15 protein-coding genes are annotated in these 18022 nt (G+C 64.2%); 13 read left to right on the top strand and 2 right to left on the bottom strand.

Annotated elements, in window-relative coordinates:
- Positions 1-102 precede the first annotated feature (102 nt).
- The 5 genes from LFT43_RS06125 to LFT43_RS06145 all read left to right on the top strand — a co-directional run bounded on the left by LFT43_RS06125 (position 103) and on the right by LFT43_RS06145 (position 5087).
- Positions 103-729 carry a hypothetical protein gene (locus LFT43_RS06125; protein ID WP_395801640.1) on the top strand — a complete coding sequence of 209 codons (627 nt, stop codon included), beginning with the start codon at positions 103-105 and terminating at the stop codon, positions 727-729.
- 57 nt (positions 730-786) lie between these two features.
- Positions 787-3072 (top strand): NAD-dependent DNA ligase LigA, encoded by a 2286-nt coding sequence (gene ligA, locus LFT43_RS06130; RefSeq protein ID WP_395801641.1) that lies wholly within the window; start codon positions 787-789, stop codon positions 3070-3072.
- Entirely contained in the window at positions 3069-3896 is an 828-nt protein-coding gene (locus tag LFT43_RS06135; RefSeq protein ID WP_395801642.1) for an inositol monophosphatase family protein, read from the top strand. The genes ligA and LFT43_RS06135 overlap by 4 nt, the downstream gene beginning before the upstream one ends.
- Positions 3897-4124: 228 nt before the next feature.
- Complete coding sequence (locus tag LFT43_RS06140; RefSeq protein ID WP_395801643.1) at positions 4125-4637, top strand: GNAT family N-acetyltransferase; 513 nt, start codon at positions 4125-4127, stop codon at positions 4635-4637.
- 69 nt (positions 4638-4706) lie between these two features.
- A complete protein-coding gene (locus tag LFT43_RS06145; RefSeq protein WP_395801644.1) occupies positions 4707-5087 on the top strand; it encodes a RidA family protein in 381 nt (126 codons plus the stop codon).
- A 58-nt stretch (positions 5088-5145) separates the two neighbouring features.
- On the opposite strand, the gene LFT43_RS06150 is transcribed toward LFT43_RS06145, so the two are convergent.
- The gene (locus LFT43_RS06150) at positions 5146-5820 is read right to left on the bottom strand and encodes a response regulator (RefSeq protein WP_395801645.1); all 675 of its coding nucleotides are present in this window, start codon (positions 5818-5820) and stop codon (positions 5146-5148) included.
- Positions 5817-7646: an ATP-binding protein gene (locus LFT43_RS06155; protein WP_395801646.1), complete on the bottom strand. Its 1830-nt coding sequence runs from the start codon at positions 7644-7646 to the stop codon at positions 5817-5819. Before LFT43_RS06155 ends, LFT43_RS06150 begins: the two co-directional genes overlap by 4 nt.
- A 226-nt stretch (positions 7647-7872) precedes the next feature.
- Between LFT43_RS06155 and LFT43_RS06160 the strand changes: the two genes are divergently transcribed.
- The 8 genes from LFT43_RS06160 (at position 7873) to LFT43_RS06195 (ending at position 17988) form a co-directional block, all read left to right on the top strand.
- Complete coding sequence (locus LFT43_RS06160; protein WP_395801647.1) at positions 7873-9345, top strand: CitMHS family transporter; 1473 nt, start codon at positions 7873-7875, stop codon at positions 9343-9345.
- 147 nt (positions 9346-9492) lie between these two features.
- Entirely contained in the window at positions 9493-9789 is a 297-nt protein-coding gene (gatC, locus tag LFT43_RS06165; protein ID WP_078105822.1) for an Asp-tRNA(Asn)/Glu-tRNA(Gln) amidotransferase subunit GatC, read from the top strand.
- 4 nt (positions 9790-9793) lie between these two features.
- Positions 9794-11359: an Asp-tRNA(Asn)/Glu-tRNA(Gln) amidotransferase subunit GatA gene (gene gatA / locus LFT43_RS06170; protein WP_395801648.1), complete on the top strand. Its 1566-nt coding sequence runs from the start codon at positions 9794-9796 to the stop codon at positions 11357-11359.
- A complete protein-coding gene (gatB, locus tag LFT43_RS06175) occupies positions 11359-12867 on the top strand; it encodes an Asp-tRNA(Asn)/Glu-tRNA(Gln) amidotransferase subunit GatB (protein ID WP_395801649.1) in 1509 nt (502 codons plus the stop codon). Before gatA ends, gatB begins: the two co-directional genes overlap by 1 nt.
- A 416-nt stretch (positions 12868-13283) precedes the next feature.
- Positions 13284-13883 carry a hypothetical protein gene (locus LFT43_RS06180; RefSeq protein ID WP_395801650.1) on the top strand — a complete coding sequence of 200 codons (600 nt, stop codon included), beginning with the start codon at positions 13284-13286 and terminating at the stop codon, positions 13881-13883.
- Positions 13884-14201: 318 nt separating this feature from the next.
- The gene (locus LFT43_RS06185; RefSeq protein WP_395801651.1) at positions 14202-15239 is read left to right on the top strand and encodes an ABC transporter permease; all 1038 of its coding nucleotides are present in this window, start codon (positions 14202-14204) and stop codon (positions 15237-15239) included.
- A gap of 47 nt (positions 15240-15286) precedes the next feature.
- A complete protein-coding gene (locus tag LFT43_RS06190) occupies positions 15287-16228 on the top strand; it encodes a carbohydrate ABC transporter permease (RefSeq protein WP_395801652.1) in 942 nt (313 codons plus the stop codon).
- A 95-nt stretch (positions 16229-16323) separates the two neighbouring features.
- Positions 16324-17988, top strand: a complete 1665-nt coding sequence (locus tag LFT43_RS06195; protein WP_395801653.1) for a sugar ABC transporter substrate-binding protein — start codon at positions 16324-16326, stop codon at positions 17986-17988.
- Positions 17989-18022: the final 34 nt, after the last annotated feature.

An 18022-nucleotide genomic window follows, 5' to 3' on the forward strand; every position in this document is an offset into this window, starting at 1 on the left:
CTTTTGGGGGACGGAATTTGCGACACGCCCGGACTTTGTAGGAAGATTCCCGTCAATACCACCCCAACTCCGGGCGGCCTGCGCCGTCCTGCAGAGGTAAACATGACCCAACGCTCCTCCGCGCACTCTGGCGGCGCGACCCGTGCCGCCGTGCGACGCCCGTTTTCCGTTGTCCTCGCGGGCATTGCCATGGCCATGGTGATGTGCGCTTTCCCGTTGCTTTCGGCCCACGCCGAGACCGCGATGGCCCCGGGCCAGGTACAAGTTTCGCCCACGTCCCCAGCACCGGGCCCCGCACCAACTGAGCCCACCCCGACCCAGCCAAAGGTGGTGGATCCCGCGCCCTCCAAGCCACCCGTCGTCGCACCGGCGCCGCCCGCTCCGGTGGCACCCGCACCCGCCGAACCCGCACCCGCGCCGGCTCCCACGACGCAGGTGACCGTCGAACCGGAACCCAGCGGCGCGCCGTCGGAGGCTCCAGCAGCTACCAGCCCGGCGACCACATCGGCAAGCCCGACGACGAGCAGCGCCTCGCCGTCGGCGTCGTCCAATTGGGATACTCCTATCCAGGAGGGGCTCAAGGCCACCCAGGCGGCTGCTGTCAGTGGTGACAAGGGGCCGGGTTCGGACATGTTCGGCGTGATTGCCATCATGGGCGGTGTGCTTTTGGTGGCGGCAGGCGGCATAGCCTTCGCTTTGTGGAGCCGGAACCGGTTCTCCGCACATTGATTCCTGCTTGTCGTCCAGCGGCCTTATTTTGTCGCGGCTTTACGGCAAGATAGGTACGTGAGCACAGCAGAAAGCGAAACCGCAGTTCCGGCCGAATCCGTGCGGGAAGAGTACGAAAACCTGGCAGACCTCGTCCGCAAGTACCGCTACGCGTACTACCAAGAAGACGCGCCGACGGTCTCGGATGCCGAGTTCGACTCCCTGTACCGCCGCCTTGAGGAACTCGAGGCACTGCACCCCGAGCTCGTCTCAAACGATTCCCCCACGCAGGAAGTGGGCGGCGAAGTGTCGGCCGCGTTCGCCGCCGTCGAGCACCTCCAGAGGATGTACAGCCTGGAGGATGTCTTCTCGCTGGACGAGCTCGAAGCGTGGGTCCGCAAGGCCGAGGCGTCGGTCGAGAAACTGGGCACAACGGCTTCCCGGATTGCCTGGCTGACCGAGCTGAAGATCGACGGCCTGGCAGTGAACCTGCTCTACCGCGACGGCAAACTGGTTCGTGCCGCCACCCGCGGAGACGGCACCACGGGCGAGGACATCACCCACAACGTGCTGACCATCAAGGAGATCCCGCGCCAGCTCAGCGGCAGCGGATACCCCTCCGAGGTGGAAATCCGCGGTGAAGTCTTTATTCCGTCCAAGGCTTTCACGGAGTTCAACGCGGCCCTGATCGAGGCCGGCAAGGCGCCGCTGGCCAACCCCCGCAATGCCGCGGCCGGTTCGTTGCGGCAGAAGGACCCCGCGGAAACAGCCAAGCGTCCATTGCGGATGTTCGTCCACGGCATCGGCGCGCGCGAAGGCCTCGACTCCGCCAGCCAGTCCGAAACGTACAAGCTGCTGGAGGAGTGGGGCCTGCCGGTCAGCCCGTACCTGAAGGTCCTGGACTCCCTCGAGGAGGTCCTGGAGTTCATCAAGCACTTCGGTGAACATCGGCACGACCTCCTGCACGAGATCGACGGCATCGTGGTCAAGATCGACGACTTCGCCACGCAGCGTGCCCTTGGCTACACTTCGCGCGTGCCTCGTTGGGCCGTTGCCTACAAATACCCGCCGGAGGAGGTCCACACCAAGCTGCTGGACATCCAGGTCAACGTTGGCCGCACTGGCCGCGTCACGCCCTACGGGGTGATGGTACCGGTCAAGGTTGCCGGTTCCACCGTGGAGATGGCCACCCTGCACAACCAGGATGTGGTCAAGGCGAAGGGCGTCATGATCGGCGACATCGTGGTCCTCCGCAAGGCCGGCGATGTTATCCCTGAGATTGTCGGTCCGGTCCTTGCGCTGCGGGATCAGCAAGATCCTCCGGTGCGCGAGTTCGTGATGCCGACCGAATGCCCGTCCTGCCACACGCCCCTGGCTCCGGCCAAGGAAGGGGACGTGGACATCCGCTGCCCCAACGCCAAGTCCTGCCCATCACAGCTGCGCGAGCGTGTTTTCCATGTGGCGAGCCGCGGCGCCTTCGACATCGAGGCTTTGGGGTGGGAAGCAGCCATCGCGCTCACCCAGCCCGCGGAGCCGGAAGCCCCGCCCCTTCGCAGCGAGGCGGCCTTGTTCAGCCTCAACGCGGAGGATCTCGCCGAGGTACGCATCCACCGCGAGAAGCGCTCCAAGGGCGTGGGCACGGGAACCTTCGAATTGGTGCCGTATTTCTATTCCAAGCCCACCGCGAAGACCCCCTCAAAACCCACGGCCACCACGGACAAGCTGTTCAAGGAACTCGAGAAAGCCAAGACACAACCCCTCTGGCGCGTCCTGGTTGCCCTGTCCATCCGGCACGTGGGTCCCACGGCTTCACGGGCGCTGGCTACGGCCTTTGGGAGCATGGATGCCATCCGGGCGGCGTCAGAAGAAGAACTGGCCAACGTTGATGGTGTCGGCCCCACCATCGCCGCCGCACTCAAGGAATGGTTTGCTGTGGACTGGCACCAGGAAATCGTTGACAGCTGGGCAGCCGCCGGAGTTCGCATGGTTGACGAACGCGACGCGGGCATCCAGCGGAACCTGGAAGGCCTCACCATCGTGGTGACGGGATCGCTGCCCACGCTGAGCCGCGACGAAGCCAAGGAGGCCATCATCATCAGGGGCGGCAAGGCTGCCGGTTCGGTATCCAAGAACACCAGCTACGTGGTTGCCGGGGAGAACGCCGGCTCCAAGCTGGACAAGGCCGAACAGCTCGGCATCCGTGTACTGGACGAGGACGGCTTCAAGGCATTGCTCGACGGCGTGCTGGAACCTGCCGGCGGCGCGGAGACAGATGATGAAGGTGCAGAAGACTCAGCCCTTGCCGCGATGGAGAATGCCGCAGCCGAAATGGCGTCCGTGTCGGACATGGAAGCTTCGGAATGACGGCCGACGTCTTGGAGCTTCTCGCCGTCGCCCGCGCAGCAGCTGAGGCCGGAGCAGACGTTCTCGCCCGCCGGCCGGCCGGCGGCAACGCGGCCGGGAGTCTCGGCGTCGTCAACAAGGGCGACGCCGGCGACTGGGTGACCGCCTTCGACGTCGCAGCAGAGAACGCAGTGCGGGACGCCATTACCGCAGCCCGCCCGCACGACGCCATCACGGGCGAAGAGCACGGCACCACCCAGCCCGAGCAGCCCAGTGGCTACCGATGGTCCATCGACCCCCTGGACGGCACCACCAACTTCATCCGGAACATCGTCTACTACGCAACGTCCGTGGCCGTTGCGGATGCCGACGGCGTTTGGCTGGCCGGGGTAGTCAACGCCCCGGCACTCGGACGCGTCTACTCGGCCGCACGCGGCCACGGAGCGTGGCTTGAGGAAAAAGACCAGCGCACCCAGTTGAGCGGGCCGCTACTGGGCCGGACCGGGCTGATCGTGGCCTCCGGGTTCAGCTACGATCCCGCCACGAGGGCTGAGCAGTTCGCCGGACTCGGGACCCTCATGGAAGGTTTCGCCGATCTCCGCCGGCTGGGCTCCGCGGCGCTGGATCTCTGCCTCGTGGCCGATGGCACCCACGATGCCTTCGGAGAACGCGGGCTCAACGAACACGACTACGCGGCCGGTGCCCTGATTGCCGAAGAAGCCGGTTGCTGGGTCCGCCGACCCCGGTTGGCCAGCCCGCTGGACGGCGGACCCACGGATGCGGACCGCTTGGAAGCCTGGACTTGCGCGGGCACCTTGGAACTCTCGGGCAAGTTCCCGCTCTAGCTCCGGGTCCTGGAGGGTGTTCCCCCAACGCTCCTTCACCTATGCGGGGTATTCCTACAACGCTCCTTCACCTATATCTGAGCGTGCGTCGGGGGATTGGGGTGCATATCTGCAGGAGCGTCGGGGGCAGGGCGCCGCAACCGAAACTTAGGCCCTCGGGGTGATAGTTCCGTCACGGAAACGCCGCTTTGGCACCCGTGGAACCTCGGACGCGACTACCATGGATCAGTGCATTCGCAGATTACCGTCCGTCCCGCCCTGCCCGAAGACTACGACGCCGTAGCCCGTATCACGATGGCCTCCTACGTGACCGCCGGCTACTACGGCAGTCCGGACCACCCGTATCTGCAGAAGCTCCGCGATGTGGCAGACCGTGCCCGGCACGCGGATGTTTTCGTCGCCGAGCGCGACGGCCAAGTTATCGGCTCTGTCACCTCGGCCAAAGCAGGCGGCGACTTTTCGGACATCGGGTTCCCGGACGAACTCGAAATGCGCACTTTGGTGGTAGACCCCGAAGTGCAGCGCTCCGGAGCCGGACGGGCACTTGTACAGGCAGTTGTTGACCAGGCCCGGGCCATGGAAGGCATCAAAGCTGTTTCTCTCACCACGGGTGCCACGTGGGAAAGCGCTAACGCCCTTTACGCCAAGACCGGTTTCGAGCGCGAGCCCGAACGGGATTGGTTCGTGCCCGGGACCGACATAAAGCTGTTCGTTTACCGGCAGGATGTCTGCCAGCCATAAAGTTTCCTCGTAAACCCCGAACACACTCCTGCAACCCGCGACGGGTGCGGAAACTGAGAAAGGCGCGGCATGCGCAAGACATTCGGCACGGGTTCGGTCTGGGAACAGACCCTTGGATACTCACGTGCGGTCCAGGTGGACAACACCCTCTTCATTTCGGCCACGGCCGCGTCCGGGCCTGATGGCATCGTGGGCGATGATTTCTACTCACAGACCAAATACATCCTCGAAAAGCTGGGTGCGGTCCTGGCCGACGCCGGTTTCTCCTACGGGGACGTCGTCCAGTCCAAGCTGTACTTGACGGACATCAGCAAGTGGGAAGACGCCGGCCGCGCGCACGGCGAGGTCTTCGGCGAGATCCGCCCCACACTCTCGCTGGTCCACGTCCTGCCGATCCTCGACCCGGAAATGCTGGTTGAAATCGAACTGGTAGCCCAGAAGAGCGCCTAAGAACGATCAAGAGTTGGGCGCGAGCTGGCAGTAGATGCCCGCAAAATCGGGGCAAGGGTCATTTGCTGCCAGTTCGCCCGGGGACGCCGTAGCGATGCTCCGGGCGGCCTGTGGTGCCGTAACGCAGTTGGATTTCGACGGCGCCGTCGTCGGCCAGCGAGGACAGGTACCGTTGCGCCGTGGCGCGTGAGACTCCCACCCGTTCCGCAACCTCTGCCGCGGAGTATTGTTCCCCCGGCGCCAAGGACTCCAGCACGGACGCTTCCGTCGCTGAGCGCGGCTTTCCCGACGGCGCCACGTCGCCGGCGATGAGTGCCCGCTTGGCCCGTTCGATGGTCTCCTGGTCCACAGCGTGCTGCTGGCCGAGGATCCTCCGGTATCGGGCATAGGAACGCAGTTGCTGCGACAATGATTCGGCGGTGAACGGTTTCAACAGATAGGCCAGGGACCCGCGGCGCAGGGCTGTCCTGATGGACACGGCGTCGGAAGCCGCGGTGAGCATCATGGCATCCACATCGAGTTGCCCCAGCAGATCCAGGCCCGAACCGTCCGGCAGATAGACGTCCAGCAGCACGAGGTCCGGCCGAAGGCTATGCACGGACTGCAGCGCCTGAGCCGTGGATCCCACCGGAGCCAAGGCCAGGAAACCAGCCACGGAATCGACGTAGGCGGCGTGGAGCCTGGCGACGTGGAAGTCGTCATCCACAATCAACACCCTGAAGTCTTTGCTCATTGCTGTCGTTCCTTGGGTTCGGTTGCTGTGGACGGTTCGGTTGCTCTGGTGGGTTCGGCTGGTGAGGCATCGACCGGCGCGCCGGTAACCCCGGGTATGGCGGCCATGAAGACGGCGCCCGGACCGCCGGGAGAGCCGGGCGTCAAGACGCGCACATCGCCTCCGCGACGCCGCGCGAGCTGCCGGACCAACGCGAGTCCGAGTCCCTGCCCACCCGACTTGCCGATCCCTCCTTCGGGCGCCGCCGTCGTGAATCCTTCCGCGAACACCCTCTCGGGCTCGACATCGCCCAGACCATCGCCGGAGTCCGCGACGACGATGTGCAGCGTGCCGCCGTCGGGCCCTGGTTCGTCGAGCAGCTCAAGCTCCACCCAGCGTCGCGTCGAAGAGCCGGCGACGGCGGCGTTGACGGCGTTGTCGATCAGGTTGCCAAGAACCGTGGTGACGTCCTGCGGCTCGGTGACGTGGCCCCGCACCAGGGTCTCTGGACCGATACGCAAGTCCACGCCTCGCTCATCCGCCTCTACGCCTTTCGCGCCGACGAACGCCTGCAGATAGGGATCCTGCAGGAGCTCGGCTTGCTGCACAGGAAACTTCAGCGGCCCGGTGGCGGAGATCCTGGCGAGGTAGTCCTTGGCTTGGCCGTGTTGGCCGATGCTCATGAAGCCGGCGATCGTGTGGAGCTGGTTCGCGAACTCGTGGCGCTGGGCCCGCAGCGCGGCGGACATGGTGCCGACTGCGTCGAGCTGGCGCGTCAGTTGTTGCAGTTCAGTGCGGTCCCTGAGCATGACAACCCAGCCGAGATCCTCTTTACGGTGCAGCGCCTTGCGGGCATTGGCAACGAGGACCCGGCCGCCGGCGACAATTTCCACGGCTTCGGCGTCGTGCGCCGACGGTTGGGTGAGGGCCTTCAGCTGTGCCGGGACGGCGGCTTCGGCCCAGGCGGTGCCTGTCCAGGCAGGGCCGGTCCAGTCGGCGCCTGTGAGGACATGCCCATCGGTGGCGCTGGTTTTGGGAGGCGAGCCAGGCGTTTCCGGTCCTTCCGGCATGCCCAGCAACCGCCTCGCCGCGGCATTGAAGACCGTGATGCGGCCATCGGCGGAAATACCGATCACGCCGTCGTCCACGCCCTGCAGCACGGCCACCTGGTCATGTACCAGCGTGCTGATTTCTTCGGGTTCGAGGCCCAGGGTCAGGCGTTGCAAACGGCGGCGGAGGAGGAAGGACGCCAGGACGCCGGCAACCAGGGAGCCCGCCGTGGTCAGGGCGATCGGGACGATGTCCTCGGCAAGGCTTTGGCCGAGAGTCTCCATGGAATAGCCCACGCTGACTTCGCCCACCACAGTTGTGGCGGAACCCGGCGCGAAGACCGGGACCTTGGCGCCCGCGGATGGTCCCAGGGTGCCGGTGTTCCGGGTGGTGACTTCCTTTCCGGACAGGGCATCCGAGGGATCCGTGCTGACCCGTTCGCCGAGCCGGACCAGGTCCGGGTGGGCCAGCCGCAAGCCGGTCTCGTCCGTGACGACGACGAACAAAGCACCGGTGCGGCCCCTGGCAGCCTCTGCGGCTTCCTGGATGGGGCCGGTCGCGAGCACTGCAGGAGGCGGAGTTCCTGGCTCGTTGCTGATGGCTTGGACCTGGGATCGGAGCTCGGGATCCGAGGCCACAGTGCGCGCCAAGGTGAGTGCCTGGTTTTCCGCCTCGGCGCCGATCCGCCCATAGACGAGCCACACATGGACAGTGCCGCTGAGCAGCACCACCAAGAGGACCACTCCGAGCTGCAGGAGCAGGGTCTGCGTCGAGAACCGCAGGGCAATCCTGGGCATCCTGCCTCCTTACGGCTGGGATTGGCCGGCTGGAGCAGGGCAGCAGCGGCGCTGTACTTCTACGTCTACCTCTCCATTGAAGCATTGAGCACAATGAGCAAAATGCTCTCAATCAGCAGTATGTCCATCAAATCCCACAAACGCCTCGCTGTGAGCGTCGCCACTATACGTTCTGTATCGCGCATCACATCGACGTGATGCCGTTCCCTGTAGTAAGGAGCCGGCTGTGCTGGTATTGCTTGGATTCGCAATGATTGCGGTGTTCATGGTGCTGATCATGACAAAGAAGTTGACGCCCGTTCTGGCGCTGATCATCGTTCCCACCATCTTCGGCTTGTTTGCGGGTGCCGGTCTTGGCATCGGAAGCATGGTGATGGATTCGATGAAGTCCATGACGTCCACGGCCGCACTCCTGATGTTCGCGATCGTGTACTTCGGACTCATGATCGACGTCGGACTCTTCGACCCGCTGGTCAAGCTCATTCTCCGCAAGCTGGGCAACGACCCCGCAAAAGTGGTCCTCGGCACCGCCATTCTTGCTGCCGCGGTATCGCTCGACGGAGACGGCTCCACCACCTTCATCCTGACCACGGCGGCTATGCTGCCCGTCTACCTCCGTTTGAAGATGAGCCCCGTAGTCCTGACCTGTGTTGCCGGTCTGGCCAACGGCACCATGAACATCCTGCCCTGGGGTGGCCCCACAGCCCGCGCGGCCACGGCCCTCAAGATCGACGTCAACGACGTGTTTGTTCCGATGGTCCCGTCCCTCATCGCGGGCCTCGTCGTCGTCTTCGTGTTCTCCTGGCTCTTGGGCCTTCAGGAACGCAACCGCCTCCGCGCCACCGCTCCCGAGATCTGGGGCGATGTCGCCAACGCAGGGGACGTGTTCGACGGCGGCACGCACCGCGGCCGTACCGGCACCGGATCCTCGGGCCGTGGTCCCGGCGCGAGCCTCAAAAACGGTAAGCCCGGCACCGGCGGAGGCGCCGGCGTCGTGGTCCTGGAAAGCACCGAAACCTTGGTTGACGCCCACCACACCGGTTTGACCGACACCGCGCTCGATCCCAACCGCAAGACCCTGCGCCCCAAGCTCTTCTGGTTCAACCTCGGCCTGACCGTCGCTGTGATGGTCATGCTGGTGGCCAACCTGGTGCCGCTGCCGTACGTCTTCATGGTGGGTTCCGCCATCGCCTTGTTGGTGAACTTCCCCAAGGTCAAGGAACAAGGCGCGCAGTTGGTGGCCCACGCACCGTCCATTGTTGCCGTGGTCAGCATGGTCATGGCGGCGGCCGTTCTCACGGGTGTCCTCAACGGCACCGGCATGGTCAAGGAAATGTCCGCGTGGCTGGTCCACATCATCCCCGCCGAGATGGGTCCCTTCATGGCTGTCATCACGGGCCTGCTCAGCATTCCGATGACGTTCTTCATGAGCAACGACGCCTTCTACTTCGGCGTCCTCCCGGTCCTGAGCGAAACCGCCGCGCACTACGGCATCAGCGGCGCAGAAATGGCCCGGGCCTCCATCACCGGCCAGCCCTTCCATCTGCAGAGCCCCCTGGTCCCTGCGATCCTGCTGTTGGTGTCCTTGGCCAAGGTAGAACTGGGCGACCACCACAAGAAGGTCCTGTGGCGCACAGCGGTTATCTCGATCGTCATGCTCGCAGTAGGCATGCTGACAGGAGCCATCGGCATCGGGTAACAAAACCAATCACCCGCGCCAGGCAACGCGGGGTCACTTACGGCCCATTCCGGACCTCCGGATGGGCCGTAAGTGACCCCGCGTTGTTCGTCGTCCAACCAACGTAGACTAGTCCGGAAAACCATTTGAACTTTGCAGGGGAGATCCATGGCTGCGATCAACCGTGACGACGTCGCGCATCTTGCGCGTCTGGCTCACATTGAAATGAGTGCCGAAGAGCTGGACAGGATGGCCGGCGAGCTTGCCGTCATCGTGGATTCGGTGAAGTCCGTCAGCGAAGCGGCCGGGGACGATGTCCCCGCTACGTCCCACCCGATTCCGTTGAGCAACGTGTTCCGTGAGGACGTTGTGGGCCACACGTTTACCGCTGAGCAGGCGCTGTCCGGGGCTCCGGATTCCTTCGAGGGTCGCTTCAAGGTTCCGGCAATCCTGGATGAGGACTAAGCGCATGACTGAATTGAACAACACCGAACTCATCCGCCTGTCCGCTGCTCAAATCGCCGCCAAGCTGGCCGCGCGCGAGGTCACGTCCGTCGAGGTCACCCAGGCGTACCTGGACCGCATTGCCCTTGTAGACGGCGGGGCTGACGGCATCCATGCTTTTTTGCACGTCAACAGTGAAGAAGCGCTCGCCGTCGCCGCCGAGGTTGACGCGATCCGCGCCGCCGGCGGTGCCGAGGCCGGGGCGTTGCACGAACTCGCGGGCGTACCCATCGCCGTCAAGGACCTCATCGTGACGATCGGCCAGCCAACCACGGCCGGCTCCAAGATCCTCGAGGGCTGGCACAGCCCCTACGACGCCACCGTCATCAAGAAGCTGCGCGCAGCGAAGATGCCCATTCTGGGCAAGACCAACCTGGACGAATTCGCCATGGGTTCCTCCACGGAACACTCGGCGTACGGCCCCACCCGCAACCCTTGGGACCTGGACCGCATTCCCGGTGGCTCGGGCGGTGGCTCCGCTGCCGCCGTCGCGGCTTTCGAAGCTCCGCTGGCCCTCGGTACGGACACCGGTGGATCCATCCGCCAGCCAGCCGCCGTCACCGGCACGGTTGGCATGAAGCCCACCTATGGCGCTGTTTCCCGCTACGGCGCGATCGCCATGGCGTCGTCGCTGGACCAGATCGGCCCCGTTTCGCGGACCGTGCTGGACTCGGCCCTCCTGCAGGAAGTCATCGGCGGGCACGATCCCTTTGACTCGACGTCCCTGACGGATCCTTTCGACACGCTTGTTGCCGCAGCCAAGACGGGCAACGTCACGGGCATGAAGATCGGCATCATCAAGGAACTCCACGGCGAGGGCTACCAGGCCGGCGTCGAGACCCGTTTCAATGAGTCCCTTGAGCTGCTCAAGGGGGCCGGCGCGGAAATCGTCGAGGTTTCCTGCCCCAACTTCAAGTACGCGTTGGGCGCCTACTACCTGATCATGCCGTCCGAGGTCTCCAGCAACCTGGCCAAATTCGACGGCGTGCGCTACGGCCTGCGTGTCCTGCCCGAGGACGGCCCCATGACGATCGAACGCGTCATGGCCGCTACCCGCGCCGCCGGTTTCGGCGATGAGGTCAAGCGACGCATCATCCTGGGCACCTACGCCCTGAGCGCCGGCTATTACGACGCCTACTACGGCTCGGCCCAGAAGGTCCGTACGCTCATTCAGCGCGATTTCGACGCCGCGTTCGCCCAGGCCGACGTCCTGATTTCGCCCACGGCTCCCACCACGGCCTTCAAGCTGGGGGAGAAGCTCGACGATCCGCTGGCCATGTACCTCAACGACGTCGCCACCATCCCGGCGAACATGGCGGGCATTCCCGGCTTGTCTCTCCCCGGCGGCTTGGCTGACGAAGACGGACTGCCCGTAGGCATCCAGCTTTTGGCTCCTGCCCGCGAGGATGCCCGACTGTACCGCGTGGGTGCCGTTCTTGAATCCTTGCTCGAACAGAAGTGGGGTGGCCCGCTGTTGGACCGAGCCCCCGTTCTCGGTTCCAGCTCCACCATCGCCGGAGGTTCCAACTGATGTCTACCGACGCCATCCTCAGTTTCGAAGAGGCCATGGAGAAGTACGATCCCGTCCTTGGCTTCGAAGTCCACGTGGAGCTCAACACCAAGACCAAGATGTTCTCCTCCGCACCCAACGTCTTCGGCGACGAGCCGAACACCAACGTCAACGAGGTTGACCTTGGCATGCCCGGCGTCCTGCCTGTGCTGAACAAGACGGCAGTGGAATCTTCCATCAAGATCGGCCTTGCCCTGAACTGCAAGATCGCCGAGTATTGCCGCTTCGCCCGGAAGAACTACTTCTACCCGGACACCCCCAAGAACTTCCAGACCTCCCAGTACGACGAACCCATCGCTTACGACGGCTACCTGGACATCGAGCTCTCGGACGGTACCGTGTTCCGCGTGGAGATCGAGCGGGCGCACATGGAGGAAGACGCCGGCAAGCTCACCCACATGGGCGGCGCGACGGGCCGCATCCAGGGTGCCGACTACTCGCTCGTGGACTACAACCGTTCCGGTGTTCCGCTCGTGGAAATCGTCACCAAGCCGATCGAGGGCGCCGGCAGCCGCGCACCCGAGCTCGCCAAGGCATACGTTGCCGCTGTCCGCGAGATCGTCAAGAACCTTGGGGTTTCCGACGCCAAGATGGAACGGGGCAACGTCCGTTGCGACGCGAACGTTTCGTTGCGCCCGCACGGCCGCGAACGCTTCGGCATCCGTTCGGAGACGAAGAACGTGAACTCGTTGCGCGCCGTCGAGCACGCCGTCCGTTACGAAATCCAGCGCCACGCTGCCGTCCTGGACTCCGGCGAGCCGGTCATCCAGGAAACGCGCCACTGGCACGAGGACACGCGCACAACGACGTCGGGCCGCGCAAAGTCCGACGCCGACGACTACCGCTACTTCCCTGAGCCGGACCTCGTTCCGGTCCTCGCGTCCCGTGAATGGGTGGAGGAACTCCGCGCCACGCTCCCCGAGCCACCCGCGGCCCGCCGCAAGCGGCTCCAGGCTGACTGGGGCTATTCGGACCTCGAGTTCCGCGATGTCGTGAACGCCGGCGTCATGGACTCCATCGAGGAAACCATCGCGGCCGGGGCCAGCGCCTCCGTGGCCCGCAAGTGGTGGATGGGCGAGATCGTGGGACGCGCCAAGACGGCCGACGTCGATCCCTCCGAGCTCGGCGTCACCCCCGAGACCATCGTGGAGCTCAACAAGCTCGTCGAGGGCGGAAAGATCAACAACAAGATGGCTTCCCAGGTGCTCGACGGCGTCCTCGCCGGCGAGGGCACCCCGGCGGAGATCGTCGAGAAGCGCGGCCTCGCCGTCGTGTCCGACGACGCCCCCTTGCTGGAAGCGATCGACGCCGCACTTGCGGCCCAGCCCGACGTCGCGGAGAAGATCCGCAGCGGCAAGCTTCAGGCCATCGGTGCGATCGTCGGGGGAGTCATGAAAGCCACCCGCGGGCAGGCCGACGCCGGCCGCGTCAAGGAGCTGATCCTGGAGAGGCTCGGCGTCGAAGGCTAGTCCCCACCGCCTCCCTTGCCTCGCTTCGCTCGGCCAGGGAACCCTGGCGGCGTGGGCCCACCCACCGCCTCCCTTGCCTCGCTTCGCTCGGCCAGGGAACCCTGGCGGCGTGGGCCCACCCACCGCCTCCCTTGCCTCGCTTCGCTCGGCCAGGGAACCCTGGCGGCGTGGGCCCACCCACCGCCTCCCTTGCCTCGCTTCGCTCGGCCAGGGAACCCTGGCGGCGTGGGCCCACCCACCGCCTCACCCGACTAGGTCGCAGTTAATGTCGTTATGCCGTCAAAACGACACCAACTGCGACCTAGTTGTGTCTGGATCCACAGCAGGCACACAGCTTAAAGGCACAATATGGAGTCATCAGTTCTTTGCTGCCCGCCCCTTACCGGTTCGGGGAGGAGCGGAGAAAGGATTCGGCCATGTCCACCATGACTCCGGGCCTTCGTAAGGCCCTCATCGCCGGCGGGATCGCCGTCGTCTTGAGCGGCGGTGGTGTGGCCGCAGTGTGGGCTGCCGGCCAGATCATCCCTTCGTACGTGTTGAGCGCGACGCCTACGGGCGTAGCAACGCCTGGAACAACGTCGCCCGCCACCCCGTCGCCCGGTAACGCCAAGCATTTTCCCGTGCTGCCGCGCGGCTTCGCAGGCCCGGAAGTCCACGGTGAGTTCACGGTCAAGAACAAAGACGGCACCTTCACGACCGTGGTGACGCAGCGCGGCGCCGTGCAGTCGGTCAGCGATTCGAACATTTCCGTGAAGAGCGATGACGGCTTCACGCAGAGCTACGCGATCACATCGTCAACCACCATCGTCAAGTTCCCTGCTGCCGGAACGGGCACGCAAGGCCGTCGTCCATCGCCCCAGACCATCAAGGCTACCGACCTGAAAGCGGGCGACACCGTCGCTTTGTCCGGTACGAAGAGTGGCACCACAGTGACCGCCAACCGCATCATCGCAGGTACCCTGCCGGCGATGCCCGATGGCGGCGGACGTCGGCTGGGCTACGGAGGCAGCGTGTAGGAAGCGGGCGCCACGAGCACTCCACCGTGCGTGCGCGCCAAAGCTGCAGCAACCTTTCGACGACGACGGCGCGAGCAGAGTCCCGCCGGTGCGCTTGCTCTTGGTTCAGTCGCGCACGCGGTCGTGTCCGCAATTTTCGCGTCCGGTGACGAAATCTGATCTTCCGGTCAAGTTTCAATCATGATCTTGCAAAAGAGATGGGCGTCACTTATGGTTTGTTAAACGGTTAACGAACGTGGCTGGCATCACATGGCATTCGAAACGCCGCCCCGGTTCCCAGCGAACCCACCACGCGCCACCAAAACACGAGGAGAACGCATGAACTCGACGACGGAAGAAGCCCCGGCGCTGCCGGATGCGGACCGCGTCCCGGCCCATGCCGAAGGGAAGCGGCTGAGCAGGGGCAGGCCGAATCGGAACAAGCCTCCCGTTCCGACGACGCAGTCTTTCAGGTCCCGCCTGCGCCGCGACAAGCAGATGCTCCTGATGATGCTCCCGGGCATCGCGTTCCTGCTGCTGTTCTTCTACGTTCCCATCCTGGGCAACGTGATCGCGTTCCAGGACTACCAGCCCTACCTCGGGATCGGAGACAGCCTCTGGGTAGGTTGGCAGAACTTCGTTGATCTGTTCGGCAACCCGGACTTCGTCCACGCCTTCTGGAACACCCTCTACTTGGCCGCGTGGCAACTGGTCTTCTTGTTCCCGGTGCCCCTGGTGTTGGCGTTGATCGTGGACTCGCTGGTGAGCGCCCGGGTGCGGAAAGTGTTCCAGAGCATCGCCTACCTGCCGCACTTCCTTTCCTGGGTGCTGGTTATCGCCTTCTTCCAGCAGATGCTCGGCGGCGCGGGGTTTGTGAACAACACCTTGCGGCAGTTCGGCATGGAAGCCGTGCCATTCATGACCAACCCCGAGTCTTTCCCTGTCCTGGTGGTCGCTCAGATGATCTGGAAGGACGCCGGCTGGGCAATGATCATCTTCCTGGCGGCTCTCGCCAGCATCGATGCATCGCTGTATGAGGCAGCCGCGGCTGACGGCGCAGGCCGCTGGCGTCGGATGTGGCACATCACGCTCCCCGGGCTCCGTCCTGTCATCGTCCTGCTGCTCATCCTCCGGATCGGCGACATTCTTTCGGTGGGCTTCGAGCAGTTCATCCTGCAGCGCGACGCAGTCGGGGCCGGAGCCGCGGAAGTCCTGGACACCTTCACCTATTACACCGGTGTCATCGGCGGCGGATGGAGTTCCGGCGCCGCCGCCGGACTCGCCAAGGGAGTGGTCAGCGCCCTGCTGATCTTTGCCGCCAATAAACTTGCCCACCGTTTCGGCGAAGACGGAATTTTTGCAAAGCGCGCGGGCTAGCCCCGGGCTAGTCCCGGCCAGTCCGGATTTCGCACCAGGAGAACACTATGGCAACCACACTGACCCCCGGAAAGACCCTTGCCGCCCGCAAGGTCAAGGAACTGAGCTACAACCCCAAACGGCCCGTCTGGAAAGAGCGGCCTTCGCCCCTCTATCAAACCATCAAGGCGCTGGTCCTGATTGTCTTCAGCGTCTCCATCCTGACGCCCATTCTGTTGGTCGTGTCCACCTCCTTGGCGGACAACGATCAGCTCATGCGGGCGGGTGGATTCGTCCTGTGGCCCGAGCGGCCAACCCTGGACGCCTACGTCACCATCTTCAAGGGCCCCATGGTCATCCAGTCACTCGGGGTGTCCATGTTTGTCACCGCTATTGGCACGGTCCTGGCGCTTTTCGTCACAATCACCATGGCCTACGCCACCAGCCGCACCGTCCTATTTGGCCGGCCGGTGATCCTCGCGGTGCTGTTCACGCTGCTTTTTGCTCCCGGGCTCATCCCATCGTTCCTGATGATCCGCCAGCTGAACCTCTTGGATTCCTTGTGGTCCCTGATTCTGCCCGGCATCTTCGGGGCCTTCAACTTCGTGGTCATGAGGTCCTTCTTCATGAACATCCCGGGTGAACTGATCGAGAGTGCGCGGATCGACGGCGCCACCGACTGGCAAATTCTGTGGCGCATCGTGATGCCGCTGTCCAAAGCCGTGATCGCCGTCGTCGGGCTGTTCTATGCGGTGGGTTTCTGGAACTCATTCTTCAACGCGCTGCTCTACATCAACGATCACAGCAAGTGGCCCATCCAGTTGCTCCTGCGCAACTTCGTCGTTCAGGGCAGCGGCGCCGCGGACCAGCTGGGAATCACCACAGCGCCGCCACCGCAATCCATCCAGATGGCCGTAGTGGTGGTTGCACTGGTCCCCATCCTCATGGTCTACCCGTTCCTGCAGAAGCACTTCGCCAAGGGCGTCATTACCGGCGCGGTCAAGGGCTAGCGCCGCCAGCCAGGCCTCAGCCTGCCGAGCACCAAGCCTCCACGCACCAAACCATCACACTGCACCACCCACACCACCTCAGAAAGGGTTCTGCCATGACCAGTACCATTCCAGGCACTTCCGGCGTCAGCCGGCGCGGGTTCCTCGGCCTCGCCGGGTTGAGCGTCGCTACCGTTGGGCTCGCCGCTTGTGGCGGAGGAGCCGGCGGGGCCGGAAACGGGGGCGCCGCTGCCTCTGCTTCCGTCAAACTGCCGACGTACAAGGAGTTCACCGGCCTGACCCCGGACCTCCCCGGGAACGCCAAGGGCTTGCAGTCCGCCTACTTCAAGCTCCCCACACCGGTGCAATCCGTCACCTCCGCCCCGCTCAAGGGCAAGGTCACCGGCCTGACGGAGACTTTCGACACGATGAGCCCGGGCATGAAGGACAACGCCTTCTGGCAACGCCTCAATGCCAAGCTCGGCGGAGACCTGGACCTGCAGATTGCCGAGGACATCGGTGACGGCTACCCCGCCAAGTTCGCCACCGTCCTGGCCAGCAACGATCTCCCGGACATGATGTGGGTTCCGCCGAACCAGGGCATCCCCAATGTCGGTCCCATGCTCGAAGCCAAGTTCCAGGACCTTACCAAGTACCTCTCCGGCGACGCGGTGCTTGAGTACCCCAACCTTGCGGCGCTCAAGCCGGACTCCTGGAAGACCGCCGTCGTGAACGGCAAGATCTGGGGTGCTCCGATTCCGAGCACTCCCTTCGGCCAGGTCTACCTCGGCAACCACGCAACCTGGGACAAAGTAGGCGGATTCAACGCCAGCAATGCCGAAGAGTTCCTGGCGAAAGCCAAGGAAATCACGCGTCCGGGGGAGCAGCGTTACGCCCTTGAACCGGCGTACATCAATGCCCTGCACATGGTCACCGAGTGGTTCGGTGCCCCTAACGGTTGGGCCGTCGGCAAGGACCGGACCCTGAAGCATCTGTATGAAACGGATGCCTACGCGGCAGGCGTCGAGTTCACGGCGAAGATGTTTGCCGCCGGAGTCTTCTACCCGGACACGAAAGCCACGGACATCCGCAACCGCGTGGTCAACGGCACGGTTGGCGCACAGGTCATCGTCGGTCCGCACGGCATGCGCCAGTACCGGGCCCTGAGCGAAACGGCGAAGTTCGACATCCTGGTGCCATTCAGCGCGGACGGAAAGGCCAAGCCGACATATGACATGGGCTACGGCACGGTCGGATTCACGCCATTCAAGAAGGCAGACGAAGGCAGGATCCGCGAATTGCTGTCCCTGATCAACTACTTGTCCGCCCCGTTCGGCACCGTTGAGTACATGCAGAAGAACTACGGCGAGCTCGGCAAGGACTACACCCTGGACCAGAAGGGCAGCCCGCAGATGACCGAGTCCGGAAATACCAACATCCCCGGACTCGCCTCGGCGTTGAACATCATGTCGAGCCCGGAGAACGTCATCTTCAACCCGGGCTTCGACGAGGACACCAAGTACATCATCCAGCAGGAACAGAAACTCCTGGACCTGGCGTGGCGCAATCCGACCAACAGCACCTACTCGGACACCAACTCAAAGGTCGGGGCGAAAATCCAGGCGCCGTTCCGGGACAAGGTGGTGGACATCATCACCGGACGCGCCAAGATGGACGAATTGAAGGACGCGCTGAAGCGCTGGAAGTCCGACGGCGGCGACAAGATCCGTGACGAGTACCAGGCGGCATTGCCGTCCGACGTCCCGGTCTTCGGCGCCTGACGGGGACACACTTCTAGAATGATCGCCAGCGGTG

The organism is Arthrobacter sp. FW306-04-A (assembly GCF_044358315.1).
Lineage (GTDB): Bacteria > Actinomycetota > Actinomycetes > Actinomycetales > Micrococcaceae > Arthrobacter.

What these genes read in the sequence shown, in the direction of transcription:
- LFT43_RS06135 (WP_395801642.1), top strand. Translation starts at nt 3,069, where the DNA reads ATGACGGCCGACGTCTTGGAGCTTCTCGCCGTCGCCCGCGCAGCAGCT.
- LFT43_RS06150 (WP_395801645.1), bottom strand. Translation starts at nt 5,820, where the DNA reads ATGAGCAAAGACTTCAGGGTGTTGATTGTGGATGACGACTTCCACGTC.
- LFT43_RS06195 (WP_395801653.1), top strand. Translation starts at nt 16,324, where the DNA reads ATGACCAGTACCATTCCAGGCACTTCCGGCGTCAGCCGGCGCGGGTTC.
- LFT43_RS06125 (WP_395801640.1), top strand. Translation starts at nt 103, where the DNA reads ATGACCCAACGCTCCTCCGCGCACTCTGGCGGCGCGACCCGTGCCGCC.
- LFT43_RS06145 (WP_395801644.1), top strand. Translation starts at nt 4,707, where the DNA reads ATGCGCAAGACATTCGGCACGGGTTCGGTCTGGGAACAGACCCTTGGA.
- gatA (WP_395801648.1), top strand. Translation starts at nt 9,794, where the DNA reads ATGACTGAATTGAACAACACCGAACTCATCCGCCTGTCCGCTGCTCAA.
- LFT43_RS06190 (WP_395801652.1), top strand. Translation starts at nt 15,287, where the DNA reads ATGGCAACCACACTGACCCCCGGAAAGACCCTTGCCGCCCGCAAGGTC.
- LFT43_RS06180 (WP_395801650.1), top strand. Translation starts at nt 13,284, where the DNA reads ATGTCCACCATGACTCCGGGCCTTCGTAAGGCCCTCATCGCCGGCGGG.
- LFT43_RS06155 (WP_395801646.1), bottom strand. Translation starts at nt 7,646, where the DNA reads ATGCCCAGGATTGCCCTGCGGTTCTCGACGCAGACCCTGCTCCTGCAG.
- gatC (WP_078105822.1), top strand. Translation starts at nt 9,493, where the DNA reads ATGGCTGCGATCAACCGTGACGACGTCGCGCATCTTGCGCGTCTGGCT.
- gatB (WP_395801649.1), top strand. Translation starts at nt 11,359, where the DNA reads ATGTCTACCGACGCCATCCTCAGTTTCGAAGAGGCCATGGAGAAGTAC.
- LFT43_RS06185 (WP_395801651.1), top strand. Translation starts at nt 14,202, where the DNA reads ATGAACTCGACGACGGAAGAAGCCCCGGCGCTGCCGGATGCGGACCGC.